Origin of the sequence: Pseudomonas sp. JV449 (assembly GCF_032424295.1) — a bacterium.
Taxonomy (GTDB): Bacteria; Pseudomonadota; Gammaproteobacteria; order Pseudomonadales; family Pseudomonadaceae; genus Aquipseudomonas; species Aquipseudomonas marginalis.
In genome coordinates this window covers 99817-112809 of sequence record NZ_VYKD01000028.1, presented here as the reverse complement: position 1 = coordinate 112809, position 12993 = coordinate 99817, and the positions used below count along the sequence as shown (strand labels likewise).

Here is a 12993-nt window from a genome sequence, read left to right as displayed (position 1 = left end):
CATGTGCGGGGCTCTTTGTCAGTGCGCTGCGATCAGCCGCGAAGCCAGGAGTCTACAGTGGCCGCGCCATACTGTTCTTTCCAGGCCTTGAGGCCACGGTGGTTACCGCCCTTGGTTTCGATCAGTTCGCCAGTGTGCGGGTTGTGGTAAACCTTGACCACGCGCGCACGGCGCTGTTTGGGTGCGCTGGCGGCGGCAGCGCTGGTCTTGCCCGGGTTTGGATCAAGGATCAGGATAATGTCGCGCAGGCCTTTGCCGTAGGTTTTCATCAGTCCTTGAAGCTTTTCTTCGAATTCGATTTCTTTCTTCAGGCCGGCGTCGTTCTTCAGGGACTCCAGCTGGGCGAGCTGCTCTTGAAGGGCTTTTTCTGCTGCGCGAAATTCGGCGAGTCTGGACAAAATCTGTACTCCAATAGTGTATTTGGCTGATGTCAACTACAGACAAAGCTATAAGCCAATAGCGTTAAGGCGACTCACAGAAGAAGTCGTCCTGCGAGTTCTGCACAGGCAAGAAAAATTGTAGTAGTTAATCCGCCACGAGTAAATCACGTCTTTTGTCGTATTAACATTATTTCAACGCCGCTAGTGCGTGCCTATTGAATGGCTGGCCAGGTTTTTAATGAAATCATCGCAGGGTAAAGGCCTTCCAAACAGGTAACCCTGCAGGAAATCCACACCATGAGCGGCCAGGTATTCGCACTGCTCGGCAGTCTCTACACCCTCGGCAACGATGCCCAGGTCCAGCTTGCCGGACAATTCGATGATGCTGTCCAGAATATGCCGCGATAGTGCATCGGCACCGATCATGGCGACAAAACTCTGGTCGATCTTCAAGTAGTCCACATTGAAGTTACGTAAATAACCCAGGCTGGAGTGACCGGTACCAAAGTCATCGATGGCAATCATCACGCCCAGTTGATGCAAGGCGTCGAACAGTCGACGGGTAATATCCGTGGGCTCGATCAACTCGCGCTCGGTCAGCTCCAGCACCAAGGTCACCTGGCCCGGCGCAAAGGCGGCGAGAAATTCACGGCAATCCTCCACCAGTGCAAGGTCGTGGCAATGGCGCGCGGTGATATTCACGCCGATATGGAAGCCCGGGCTGAACTGCGTCGCATGGGGCGCCAGTTGGGTGGCGGTCTGGCGCAGCAGGGCACGGGTCATTGGCACTATCAGGCCGGAATGTTCGGCCAGCGGGATAAACAGATCGGGCCGGACCAGGCCTTCCTTGGGGTGCTGCCAGCGCATCAGCACTTCGCAGCCGGCCCATTCGCGGGTGTCACCGCGCACCACCGGCTGGAAGTACGGGATGAACTCATTGGCCCCCAGCGCCCGTTGCAGCTCATGGGTGGGCGCCGAGGAGCGCTTTTGCAGCCAGTGCGCAAGCAGGCCCGCGAGGACGCCAAAGAACACCACCAGGCTGAACAGCGCCGGGTAACGTGCCTGCATATAGCGCCACACTTCACCGGCCGGCATGCCGGCGTCGACGCTGTAGCGATAACGCTCGGACGCCAGGTGATGATGGGCCACGGCAAATACCGGGACTGCAGTGTCGTGCACGTTGCCATCAGCGCCGAGCCAGTGAGGGCCGACTTGCAGCACAAGCTGCGCATAGCGGCTGATCAGGCGCAGGGCGTTGGTCAGGTGATAGCCGTCGATGGAGGCAAACGCCGCTTTGTCGCCGTCGACCAGGCGGTAGACCAGCAGCGCGGTATCCGGCGTAACCGGGTTGCCGTTCATCAGCCACAGGCGGCCATCGACGTAGTCATCCGGGTTTACCGGTGACTCGTAGTTGCTGCCGAACAGGGAGCTGCAATAAATGTTTCTCTGCCAGGACAAGGTCGTCGCCCGCACAAACGGCCGGCGCGTGACCTGTTCACGCAGCGCCAGTTGCGCGCCACTGTCACACGGCTGTCCGGCCAGGGGCAGCAAGGCCTGGGCGGCGAGGGCGGTATTGTCGAGCATCAGGTCGAATTGACGTACGGCTTCCTGGGCGGTTTGCGCGGTGCTTTGTTCGAGGGTGCGTTCGGCTTGCCAATACAGGATGGCCGCACCGAGCAGGATCGGCAGCACACCCGCCAACAGGCTGATCGCATAGCGGGTGAGAAGTCTTCGCGGGCCTTTGACAGTGAGGGGCATGGGTTCAGGCCTGTTGCGCAGGGGGAGGGCTTTACCGGCAGGCCGGCGGGGAATGTTCCGATGATAGATGGCCCGCTTGGAGTTTGCTCGCCCTGACAAGGCTTTGCGCAATCTCGATAAAGGCCACGGTGGCCGGTGACGACTGCCGACGATCCAGCACCGCCAGGCCGATCTGGCGCGGCACACGGGGCGAAAGGGGTCGCTTCACATAGCGCGGATCAAGTGCCTGGGGCAGCGACGCTTCGGCGACGATGCTCAGGCCATCGCCACGGCTGACCGCTTCCAGGGTGCTCAGCAGTTGTGCACAGCGGTAACGAATCCTTGGTCGCAGTTGTCCGGCGTCGAACAGGCGGGTGACCAGTTCCGAGGAGCCGGCTTCGGTCAGGATAAAGGCATCGTCGCACAGGTCCTGCAGGGCCAGCGTGTCCCGCGCAGCCAATGGATGATCTGCCGGCAGCAGCGCCACCAGCTCGTCCTCGAACACGGTAAAGGTGTCGTAGCGCTCCTGTTCCAGCACCACAAAGCCCACATCGATCCGTCGCTCATCCAGCCACTGCAGCACCTGGCGGTCGGGGCCTTCGTCCACATGCACCTCAATCCCCGGATGGGCGCTGCGAAACTCGCTGAGGATGGTGGGCAGCAGGCGAATCGACGCGGTCGGCCCGAACGAGCCGATGCGCAAGGTACCGCGCCGCATGCCCCGGGCATCGGCCGCTTCTTGTTGCAGGGTGTTGGCCAGGCCGAGCATGGCACGGGCACGTCCGAGTAATTGCCGGCCGATGTCGCTGGGTTCTACCAGTGACTGGTGGCGCCGAAACAGCTCCACACCCAGTTCCTGCTCCAGGGCCTTGATGGCATGGGACACCGCCGACTGGCTGATGCCCAAGCGGTGGGCCGCACTGGTAAAACCCTGCAGCTCGGCGACCAGCGAGAAGATTTCCAATTGGGTCAGGGTCATGAGTGAAAGCTCATTTTACGATGAATAGTTATTAGCTGAAGAATACGCCAATTCTCCCCGTACCTAGAGCCATCCCCATGCATCCCGCCTCCGACTACCTGACTTATTGCAAACTCGCCGCCGTCACCATGATCTGGGGCGGTACCTTTGTCGCCGGGCGCTTCCTGGCCGACCACCTCAATCCGCTGCTGGCCGCCAGCCTGCGTTTTATCCTCGCCAGCCTGGCGTTGTTGCTGTTCATGGCCTGCGCGCGTATTCGACTGTTACGCCCGAACCTTCGGCAGTTTGCGCAGCTGGCGGTGCTGGGCTTCTGCGGGATTTTTTTCTACAACCTGTGCTTCTTCTATGGGTTGCAGTACATCAATGCGTCGCGGGCTTCGTTGATCGTGGCGTTGAACCCGGCGGTGATCGGCCTGGCGAGCTGGCTGTTATTCAAGGAGCGGCTGAGTCGGATCAAGCTGCTGGGGATCCTGTTGTGCCTGGTCGGTGCCGGGACGGTCATTGTCAGCCGTAACCCGCAGTTGCTGCAGGCCACCGCCGATGCCTGGATCGGCGACCTGCTGATCCTTGGCTGCGTGGCAGGGTGGGGCGTTTATTCGTTGTGTGCCCGTGGGCTCAACCAAAGCCTGGGGCCATTGCAGACGGTCACCTGGTCGGTGCTGCTGGGCACGTTGATGTTGATCAGCACCGCGTTTGTCACCGCAAGCGTCAGCGTAGAAGCGCTCGGCCGCTTGCAACTCACCCAGTGGCTCAGCCTGGCCTACCTCGGCGTGTTGGGCTCGGCGCTGGCGTATATTGGTTACTACGACGGCATCCGGCGTATCGGCGCGACGCGCTCCGGCGTGTTTATCGCACTCAACCCACTGACGGCGGTGATCTGCGGTGCCTTGCTGCTGGGGGAGCAACTGACGGCGCCCATGCTGGCGGGCGGGGCCATCATCCTGCTGGGCATCTACCTGTGCAACAAACCCCTTGCACAGGCCAGGGCAATGGGGATTTGATAAGAGTACGGACAAATGCAGTTACGCTGTGTAGAATCGATTTACGCATACAAGAATATGGACTTGCGCTCACGCAAGCCTCGGCCGTCAGAGACTGATGTAACCATGAAGCTACTCGGCTCCCCCCTCATCTTTGGTGACTTCCTCGCCCGCAGTGTGCGAGGCCTTTCCTGCGCGCCGCCCTCCGACCTCATCCTTGCTCGCAAATAACCAATTGCTACCCACAAGAATGATGAGGCGCCGGCCATGACCGACCACTATGAAAACCCAATGGGCCTGATGGGCTTTGAATTTATCGAATTCGCATCGCCGACCCCGGGCACCCTGGAGCCGATCTTCGAGATCATGGGCTTCACCAAAGTCGCGAATCACCGCTCCAAGAACGTCCAGCTGTTCCGCCAGGGCGAGATCAACCTGATCCTCAACAACGAGCCCAACAGCATCGCCTCCTACTTCGCCGCCGAGCATGGCCCGTCGGTGTGCGGCATGGCGTTCCGCGTCAAGGACTCGCAAAAAGCCTACAACCGCGCCCTGGAGCTGGGTGCCCAGCCCATCCATATCGAAACCGGCCCGATGGAGCTGAACCTGCCGGCCATCAAGGGCATCGGCGGCGCGCCGCTGTACCTGATCGACCGTTTTGGTGAGGGCAGCTCGATCTATGACATCGACTTCGTCTACCTCGACGGCGTCGAGCGCAACCCCCAAGGTGCCGGCCTCAAGGTCATCGACCACCTGACCCACAACGTCTATCGCGGGCGCATGGCCTACTGGGCCGGCTTCTACGAGAAACTGTTCAACTTCCGTGAAGCGCGCTACTTCGATATCAAGGGCGAATACACCGGCCTGACCTCCAAGGCCATGAGCGCCCCCGACGGCATGATCCGCATCCCGCTGAACGAAGAGTCGTCCAAGGGCGCCGGGCAGATCGAAGAGTTCCTGATGCAGTTCAATGGCGAGGGCATCCAGCACGTGGCGTTCCTCACCGACGACCTGGTCAAGACCTGGGACGCACTCAAGAAGATCGGCATGCGCTTCATGACCGCACCGCCGGACACCTACTACGAAATGCTCGAAGGTCGCCTGCCGAACCACGGCGAACCGGTGGATCAACTGCAGGCGCGGGGCATCCTGCTGGACGGCTCGTCCATCGAAGGCGACAAGCGCCTGTTGCTGCAGATCTTCTCGGAAACCCTGATGGGCCCGGTGTTCTTCGAGTTCATCCAGCGCAAGGGCGATGACGGGTTTGGCGAGGGCAACTTCAAGGCGCTGTTCGAGTCGATCGAGCGCGATCAGGTTCGCCGAGGCGTGTTGACCGCCGACTGATCCATGTGGGGCCTGGCAGGCTGCCCAGGTGCTTGACGAACATGCTCCGTATCCCAAGGTACGGAGCATTTTTTTTGCCTGCCCATTCAGAACCAGCTTGAAACAAACGGCTTTTCCAGGCCTGGGAACCCGATTGATCGCGATATCCACACATAGGGGGCGCAAGAGCTGATGTTCTCCTGTGTCGCAACCGTGCATTCCGCGAACCCAACTTTAAGGAAAGATTGACTATGACAAAACAAACTCTGGCGGCTGCAGTGCTGGCCTTTTGCGGCTTTGCCGCCAGCTCCGCTTATGCGGCAGACGGTACCATCACCATCACAGGCTCGGTCAGTGGCACCACCTGCACCATCAGTGGCGGTACCGGGGCCTCGCCAGGTTCGGGCGCCAACTTCCCGGTAGTGCTTGACCGAGTGCAAACCTCGGCCCTCAAGGCCGCAGGCGATACGGCCGGCGCCAAGCGCTACTTTGTCTATGTTGGCGGCTCGGGTGGGTGCCCGGACGGTACCAAGGTCGCCGTACGTTATGAGCCGACCAGCCCTGGCATCAACCCGGCAACCGGCAACTTGCGTAACACGGCCACGGCAACGCCGGCCTCGCGGGTGGAGGTACAAATCCTCGATGGTGCGACCTCCACGCCAATGGACTTGCGCACCGGCAACAACTCGACCGTTGCCACCGTTACCAATGGCCTGGCGACCTTGCCGTTCTACGCACGCTATATCGCCAACGGTGGCGCGGCGGGCGCGGGTAATGTCACCAGCAGTGTGCAGTACTCGGTCACCTTTCCTTGATGCAGCCACGCAGATGACCATCGCCTGAGATCCTCGCTCGACCCGGCGGTCGGGCGCAGGACAACTGTTATCAAGGATTACCCGATGCAGGATTTACTGATGATCTTAAGTCGTCGAGCGATGTGCGTGGCGATGAGCCTGTCCTTGGGGATGGCCTCGCACATGGCGCACGCGGGCGTGGTTATCGACGGTACGCGACAGATTTACCCCGAGCAGCGACGCGAGGTCACCCTGCGAGTGACCAATGATGACAAACATGCACCCCGCCTGGTCCAGGCATGGCTGGACGCCGGTGACCCAGAGGCAGCGCCGTCGCTGAGCGATGTGCCTTTCGTCCTGTCTCCGCCGGTATTTCGCCTGGACTCAGGCAAAAGCCAGTCCATGCGCCTGTCCTACACCAAGGCACCGCTGCCTGCGGATAGAGAGTCGCTGTTCTGGTTGAATGTACTTGAGGTCCCTGGTGCGACCAGTGAGTTTGATCCCACGCTTGAAGACGACCAGCGGAACCACTTCAAGTTCGCGTTCCGTATCCGCACCAAAGTGTTTTTTCGTCCGGCGCAATTATCCGGAACACCCGAGGAGGCGCCCGGGCTGTTGCGCTGGTCCCTGGCGCGGGTCGCCCAGGGCAACGAGATACAGGTGCATAACCCATCGGCGTATCACGTCACCTTCAACGACATTGCCCTGCTCATGGGCGCTGATCCCGACGCGAAAAAACTGATCCTGCCGGAAGGAATGGTGGAACCAGGAGGCACATTGAAGGTACCGGTGCCGAAAGCCGCGAAGGCAATACCTGCTGATGCGCGGGTGAGTTTCACCTACATCAACGATTTCGGTGGCTTTTCATCGGTGCAGCCTGCTGTGTTGCACCGCTGAACGCGTCCCCGGAACGTTGACGATGGCAAGCAAACGTACATTTCCCAGCGGCCACTGAAGTCATAACTATGCCTAGTCACATCCAGGTAAGGGTGCATCGTTGCGCCCCGATTTTGCCATTCCAGCCTCGCACGATGATGTTGGGTGGTTTGATGAGTGCGGCCGTGATGGCAAGCGATGCCGCGCTTGCGTCTGAGTTGAGCTTTGATCTGAACGCATTCTCCAGTGGCCTGGCGTCGTCGGTCGACACGTCACGGTTCAACACCGGCAACCCGATGAGCCCCGGCCTGTACCGCGTAGATATCGTGGTCAACGGCCAGGCATTGGGCCGCAGGGAGGTGGAGTTCGTCGCAGCCCAGGCAAAGGCCGGTGCGCAGCCGTGCTTGAGTCGCGAAGTGTTGGAAAAGATCGGTATCGCGATGGATAAAGTCGATACCGAGGCCCATGGGCGCGAGGTCGGCAACCCTGCCGCAGCCGGCCAGTATTGCGGCGACCTGGGGCAGTGGATTCCGATGGCGTCCAGCACTTTCGACCCGGGTGCGCTCGAGTTGGCCGCCAGCGTGCCGCAGGCCTATATGAAGCGCTCCATGCGTGGCTACATTGACCCCGAGTCGCTGGATGAGGGGATTGCCGCAGGGTTACTCAATTACAACTTCAGCACCAGCGCAGTCACCGCCGGTGAAGGTGACGGTCGTACTTACCTGGGCCTCAATGCGGGGATCAATCTGGGCGCCTGGCGCTTGCGGCACCAGGGCGCCCAGGCCTGGAGCAATCGCACAGGCTTCGAGACTTATCAGAACACGTCCACGTATGTGCAGCGCAGTATCATCCCCTGGCAGTCACAACTGACCCTGGGAGACACCTTCAGCAACGGACAGATTGTCGACGGGGTCCGCCTGCGGGGCGTGACCCTGGCCACCGATGACCGCATGCGCCCGCAGACGCAGCAAGGCTATGCACCGCAGGTACGGGGTGTCGCCGACAGTAATGCAACGGTCACGGTCAGCCAGAACGGCTACACCATTTATGAGACCACGGTGGCGCCTGGCCCCTTTGTCATCAGTGACCTGCATGCCACCGGTTACGGCGGTGATTTGATCGTCAGCGTGACCGAAGTCGACGGGCGTCGGAACACCTTCGTCGTGCCGTACTCAGTGGCCCCGCAACTGCTGCGGGCCGACACGACAAAATACAGCGCCACCCTGGGTGAGGTGCAGCAAAAGGGCATCGATGCCAAGGGGGCGAGCGTCTTTCAAGGCACTCTGCAACACGGCTTGACCGATGACCTGACGGTGTATGGCGGCGGCAGTCTTTCCAAAGGCTATGAGCAGGGAAAGGTCGGTGTTGCGTTGAATACGCCCGTCGGCGCGTTTTCGCTGGACACCGCCACCTCACGTACCGCGGTGCCAGAGCATGGACGCCTGACCGGGCAAAGCCTCGGGCTTGGCTACAACAAAAGCCTGCCGGCATCGGGTACGCATTTTGCGCTGGGCGCGTATCGATTCTCCACAGAGGGATACCTGAACCTTCCGGATGCCCTGAATGTGCGTGAGATCGCGAGCCGCTCCGGTGATGTCAACGGCTATGCCCGGCAAAAAAGCCGGCTCGACCTGACCATCAGCCAGCAACTGGGCATCGGCACCTTGAGCCTGTACGGCAGCTCTGTCGACTATTGGGGCGGTGAGGAGGGGCGCCAGGTTTCATTCACCGCCAGCTACGGCTCGACCTGGAACAAGCTCAACTGGAACCTTTCGGCGCAACGTTCGAGGATCCAGGACACGCGGCAACTGACCCAAAGCGAGCTCAGTGACGATGTGTTCTTCGGGCGTATCGGCCAACCTGGGCGCATCGATAACCGCTACATGCTCACACTGTCGATGCCCCTGGGGAGCGAGTCGAGGTCGCCGACGATCAATACTTCGCTGTCCCGGGATACCGGCGATACACGGGGCAGCCAGCAGCAGGTGGGCATCAACGGCTTCCTGGGCGAGAACGCCGAGGTCAACTACGGTGTTTCCGCCCACCGTGCGACCAGTGAAGGCACACGCTCCAGCCAGTTCAACACCTATGCGGGTTATCGCACCGATGCCACCCACCTGCGCGCCGGATATGGCCAGAGCCGCGATAGCTCGCAGCTTTCGTTCGGCGCCGACGGCGGGGTAGTCGTGCACGCCGACGGTGTGGCGTTCTCGCAAAGCCTGGGCGAAGCCTCGGCGCTGGTCCATGTGCCGGGAGCCGAAGGCGCCCGGCTTGGCGGCGGCGGCGGTACACGGGTCAACAGCAAGGGATACGCCGTCGTGCCCAATCTGACGGCGTTCCAGAACAATACGGTGGAGATCGATCCGGAAGGCATGTCGCTGGATGTGGAGCTTCAGGAATCGACCCGCAACGTCGTACCGACCTCGGGTGCGGTATCGCTGGTCAAGTTCGACACGGTCAACGGCCGGGCAGTGGTGGTCAAGGGCGTTCGCGAGAATGGCAGCCCGCTGCCATTTGCCGCACAGGTATTCGATGGGCAAGGGCGTGAGGTCGGTGTGGTGGGGCAGGCCAGTAAAGCCTTCGTCCGGGACATCCCGCAGGAAGGCCGCCTGACCGTCAAGTGGGGCAGCAAAATCGCCGAGCAGTGCGATATCCACTATCACATGCTGCCGGCGACCGCCGGCCAGCGACAGGTCACTACCGACTTCATGCAAGGGGTATGCGTGGCGAGCCAGGTGGCAGGCCAGCCATGAGCGAGCGCCGATTCATGATTGATGCGATGCATGACTTATCCGATATGACAGAGGTGTTGTTTTCATGACTAGGTTTTCGCTTGTCAGCGTGGTGCTGGGAGGATGGATGGTGGCGCTGGAAGCTCAAGCGATCACCTGCGCCCCCGGCCCGTCGGTGAATATTACTATTCCCCCGATCACCGTTGCGGCCGGGCAACAGGTAGGGCAAGTGATAGGGTCCGCCAGCGGCTATCGCTTTGATAGCCTTCCATCGTCCGCGCTTCGGTGTACCGAACGCATTGCTTTCGGGGCTCAGGCCAGGCTGGCGCTGGTCAATAGCACGCCGACGGGCCGGACATTTTCCGCCAACGGGCTTTCAATGCCAGTGCATGCCACCAATGTGCCTGGGGTCGGGTTTGCCTTGATGGCTAGGGACCCGAATCGGCCGTTCATGCCTATCAACACGGCAGGTGTCACACTGATTGTTGGAGATATCAGGGCAAGGCCCATCGTCCTCGGGCTTGATACCCGTATCTATTTTGTAGCCACGGGCCCCATCACCGGCGGCACGATCGCCGCCAGGAACCTTGCACGGTATACGATCACCGGCACGCCCATCAGCGGCGCCGGTTATTACGCGGTGAACTTCTCCAATATCACGATCAATGCGCCCCGCAAACCCACCTGCAGCGTCACCACGCCTTCGGTTGCAATGCCCATGCCGGCCGTGGCTGCACGTGACTTTCGCGGGGTGGGCAGCTTCGCCGGCAGCGTGACCCGCAACATCACACTGTCATGTGCGGGCGGCACCAGCGGCGCTACGCGTGACGTATTTATCACGGTGACAGACCAGACCACGCCGGCCAATCGCAGCGATGTGTTGTCCCTGACCCCGACCTCCGTGGCCAGCGGCGTCGCACTGCAATTACTGCGGGGGAGCACACTGGTGCGTTACGGCGCTGACTCCACGACCATTGGCAACCCGAACCAGTGGCTGGTCGGCACAACCGGCAATGCAACCGTGCAGATTCCTTTGACCGCACGTTATATCCAGACGGGCTCATCGATCCGGCCCGGCAGCGCGAACGGGTTGGCGTCCTTCACAATGAGCTACCGATGAGCATCGCGCTGTGGAGCAGGGGCCTTGGCGTGCTGATGAGCCTGCAGGCGATCGTCGCGCAGGGTGAAATCGTGATTGACCGCACACGTGTCATCTATCCGGGCGCCGCGCGCGCGGTGGTGATCAACCTGCACAACGAGGCTGACAGTCCGCGCCTGGTGCAGGCGTGGATCGATGACGGCGATGCGGCGGCGGCGCCCGAAAACAGTGATGTGCCGTTCACGATTACGCCACCCATCGTTCGCATGAATGCAAGCACCGGACGCGCCTTGCGGATCATGCATTATCAAACGCCGAAGCCGATGGCTGGCCGGGAGTCGGTGTACTGGCTGAACGTGCTGGCAATCAGGCCGAGCGTTGAGGCCTCGGCTGAAACCAACGTCCTGCAATTTGCCTTTCGTACGCGGATCAAGCTTTTCCTCCGGCCCGCCGAACTGCCGGGGAAGGTGCAGGACGCGGCTCATGCGCTGCAATGGTCCGTAAGCGGTGGAGGCGAGGCGGGGTTGGAGGTGCTTAACCCCACGCCCTATCACGTGACCTTGTCCGGGGTGGTACTGACACTCCGCGCAGTGGAGCATCGCAGCGAAGATCCGCCGATGGTCGCGCCCTATGGGACTGCACGGATTGCGATGCCCGGGCTGCCTCACGAGGGCCTGACCGGTACGCAAGTACAGTTCACCACCCTGGACGATGAGGGTGCCATTCAGCACCATCAGGCGCTGTTGCGGCCTGTCGCCTGTTCGTCGCTCAAGCCCTGCGCTGACGCACCAGGTGCTTGACCCCTTCGAACACCAGGACCATGACCGCGATCCAGATCGGGATGTAGGTCAACCATTCGCCGGCCTTGATGCCTTCACCCAGCAGCAGCGCCACCACCAGCAACAGCACCGGCTCGACATAACTGAGCAGTCCGAACAGGCTGAACGCCAGCAGGCGGCTGGCGATGATATAGCTCACGAGCGCCGAGGCGCTGATCAGGCCCAGCATCGGGATCAACCCGTACAGCTTGGGGTGGGCATCCATCACCGCAAAGCCCTGTTCGCCGCTTTGCACAAACCACCAGGCCACCGGCAGCATGAGCGCCATGTCCAGCCACAGTCCGCCCAGGTGGTCGGTCTTGAGGTATCTGCGCGCAATGAAATACAGCGGGTAACCGATGATCACCACCAGCGTCGCCCAGGAGAACCCGCCGGCCTGGAACAACTCGTTGAGTACCCCGAGGCCGGCAAAAAACACCGCGATCTTTTGCAGGTAGGACAACTGTTCGCCCCATACCAGGCGCCCGGTCAGCACCATGGTCAGCGGCAGCAGGAAGTAACCCACCGATACATCCAGGCTGCGCCCGTTCAGCGGCGCCCACATGAACAACCACAACTGCACGCCCAGCAACGCCGACGACAACACCACACCGCCGATCAGCCGAGGCTTGGCCGCCAGCACTCGCAGCAATTCCCAGACCCGCCGCCATTCGCCGCTGACGATCATGAACACCGTCATGCACGGTACGGTCAGCAACATGCGCCAGCCGAAAATTTCCAGGCCGCTCAATGGCGTCAGCAATGACGTGAAGTAATACATCACGGCAAACAACACCGAGGCCGACACCGATAACACAACACCTTTAGACACGCTGTCCTCGCGAAAACCGATTTCAAACAAGTAGGGGAGTTTCAACAGGGGGATTATGGTGCTTTTGAAGCGGGAAGGGCGCGCTGTTTTGGGGCGTTTTCAGGAAAATGTCTCGCTGTCGCTGTCTGGGTCTGCCTGGTAGGGGCAGTCGGGGTGTTGTTGTTGTGGTGGTGGTGGTGGTGGTGGTGGTGGTAGTGGTGGTGGTAGTGGTGGTGGTAGTGGTAGTGGTATTGGTAGTAGTGGTGAGCGGGCTTGCCCCGCGCTGGGCTGCGAAGCAGCCCCAATAACTGGCGACGAGGTTTTCCTGGAAAAACGCGACGGCTTTAAAGGGCTGCTGCGCAGCCCAGCGCGGGGCAAGCCCGCTCACCACAGCAAGCCCGCTCACCACAGCAAGGCAGCTCACCACAGTAAGGCCGCTCCGCAACCCTTACTTGGTCAAACAG

The 12993-nt window shown here is 61.0% G+C and carries 12 protein-coding genes; 8 read left to right on the top strand and 4 right to left on the bottom strand.

What is annotated here, in order from left to right; genetic code table 11:
- Positions 1-32: 32 nt before the first annotated feature.
- The 3 genes from F6S08_RS24510 to F6S08_RS24500 form a co-directional block, all read right to left on the bottom strand.
- A complete protein-coding gene (locus tag F6S08_RS24510; protein WP_027606583.1) occupies positions 33-398 on the bottom strand; it encodes a histone-like nucleoid-structuring protein, MvaT/MvaU family in 366 nt (121 codons plus the stop codon).
- A 183-nt stretch (positions 399-581) separates the two neighbouring features.
- Positions 582-2138, bottom strand: coding sequence for an EAL domain-containing protein (locus F6S08_RS24505; RefSeq protein WP_315872445.1), 1557 nt, complete (start codon positions 2136-2138; stop codon positions 582-584).
- A gap of 31 nt (positions 2139-2169) precedes the next feature.
- Positions 2170-3096, bottom strand: a complete 927-nt coding sequence (locus tag F6S08_RS24500) for a LysR family transcriptional regulator (protein WP_315872444.1) — start codon at positions 3094-3096, stop codon at positions 2170-2172.
- Between the two features lie 77 nt (positions 3097-3173).
- Here F6S08_RS24500 and F6S08_RS24495 point away from each other — a divergent pair, with 77 nt between their 5' ends.
- The 7 genes from F6S08_RS24495 to F6S08_RS24465 all read left to right on the top strand — a co-directional run bounded on the left by F6S08_RS24495 (position 3174) and on the right by F6S08_RS24465 (position 11700).
- Positions 3174-4097, top strand: a complete 924-nt coding sequence (locus F6S08_RS24495; RefSeq protein WP_074846823.1) for a DMT family transporter — start codon at positions 3174-3176, stop codon at positions 4095-4097.
- A 246-nt stretch (positions 4098-4343) separates the two neighbouring features.
- Complete coding sequence (gene hppD / locus F6S08_RS24490) at positions 4344-5420, top strand: 4-hydroxyphenylpyruvate dioxygenase (protein WP_027606579.1); 1077 nt, start codon at positions 4344-4346, stop codon at positions 5418-5420.
- Positions 5421-5650: 230 nt separating this feature from the next.
- Entirely contained in the window at positions 5651-6214 is a 564-nt protein-coding gene (locus F6S08_RS24485) for a fimbrial protein (RefSeq protein WP_065927492.1), read from the top strand.
- Between the two features lie 84 nt (positions 6215-6298).
- Positions 6299-7090, top strand: a complete 792-nt coding sequence (locus F6S08_RS24480) for a molecular chaperone (protein WP_235865589.1) — start codon at positions 6299-6301, stop codon at positions 7088-7090.
- 167 nt (positions 7091-7257) lie between these two features.
- Positions 7258-9822: a fimbria/pilus outer membrane usher protein gene (locus F6S08_RS24475; RefSeq protein ID WP_315872443.1), complete on the top strand. Its 2565-nt coding sequence runs from the start codon at positions 7258-7260 to the stop codon at positions 9820-9822.
- Between the two features lie 64 nt (positions 9823-9886).
- Positions 9887-10921 carry a fimbrial protein gene (locus F6S08_RS24470; RefSeq protein ID WP_315872442.1) on the top strand — a complete coding sequence of 345 codons (1035 nt, stop codon included), beginning with the start codon at positions 9887-9889 and terminating at the stop codon, positions 10919-10921.
- Positions 10918-11700 carry a molecular chaperone gene (locus tag F6S08_RS24465; RefSeq protein WP_315872441.1) on the top strand — a complete coding sequence of 261 codons (783 nt, stop codon included), beginning with the start codon at positions 10918-10920 and terminating at the stop codon, positions 11698-11700. The genes F6S08_RS24470 and F6S08_RS24465 overlap by 4 nt, the downstream gene beginning before the upstream one ends.
- On the opposite strand, the gene rarD is transcribed toward F6S08_RS24465, so the two are convergent.
- Positions 11669-12550, bottom strand: coding sequence for an EamA family transporter RarD (rarD, locus tag F6S08_RS24460; RefSeq protein ID WP_065927790.1), 882 nt, complete (start codon positions 12548-12550; stop codon positions 11669-11671). The two genes, F6S08_RS24465 and rarD, sit on opposite strands and share 32 nt — an antisense overlap.
- Before the next feature lie 107 nt (positions 12551-12657).
- Between rarD and F6S08_RS24455 the strand changes: the two genes are divergently transcribed.
- Positions 12658-12837 carry a hypothetical protein gene (locus F6S08_RS24455; protein ID WP_315872440.1) on the top strand — a complete coding sequence of 60 codons (180 nt, stop codon included), beginning with the start codon at positions 12658-12660 and terminating at the stop codon, positions 12835-12837.
- The last annotated feature ends 156 nt before the right edge of the window (positions 12838-12993 follow it).

Excerpts from the sequence above, each read along its gene's own strand:
- F6S08_RS24505 (WP_315872445.1), bottom strand. The coding sequence starts at position 2,138 with ATGCCCCTCACTGTCAAAGGCCCGCGAAGACTTCTCACCCGCTATGCG.
- F6S08_RS24500 (WP_315872444.1), bottom strand. The coding sequence starts at position 3,096 with ATGACCCTGACCCAATTGGAAATCTTCTCGCTGGTCGCCGAGCTGCAG.
- F6S08_RS24495 (WP_074846823.1), top strand. The coding sequence starts at position 3,174 with ATGCATCCCGCCTCCGACTACCTGACTTATTGCAAACTCGCCGCCGTC.
- hppD (WP_027606579.1), top strand. The coding sequence starts at position 4,344 with ATGACCGACCACTATGAAAACCCAATGGGCCTGATGGGCTTTGAATTT.
- F6S08_RS24485 (WP_065927492.1), top strand. The coding sequence starts at position 5,651 with ATGACAAAACAAACTCTGGCGGCTGCAGTGCTGGCCTTTTGCGGCTTT.
- F6S08_RS24480 (WP_235865589.1), top strand. The coding sequence starts at position 6,299 with ATGCAGGATTTACTGATGATCTTAAGTCGTCGAGCGATGTGCGTGGCG.
- F6S08_RS24475 (WP_315872443.1), top strand. The coding sequence starts at position 7,258 with ATGGCAAGCGATGCCGCGCTTGCGTCTGAGTTGAGCTTTGATCTGAAC.
- F6S08_RS24470 (WP_315872442.1), top strand. The coding sequence starts at position 9,887 with ATGACTAGGTTTTCGCTTGTCAGCGTGGTGCTGGGAGGATGGATGGTG.
- F6S08_RS24465 (WP_315872441.1), top strand. The coding sequence starts at position 10,918 with ATGAGCATCGCGCTGTGGAGCAGGGGCCTTGGCGTGCTGATGAGCCTG.
- F6S08_RS24455 (WP_315872440.1), top strand. The coding sequence starts at position 12,658 with ATGTCTCGCTGTCGCTGTCTGGGTCTGCCTGGTAGGGGCAGTCGGGGT.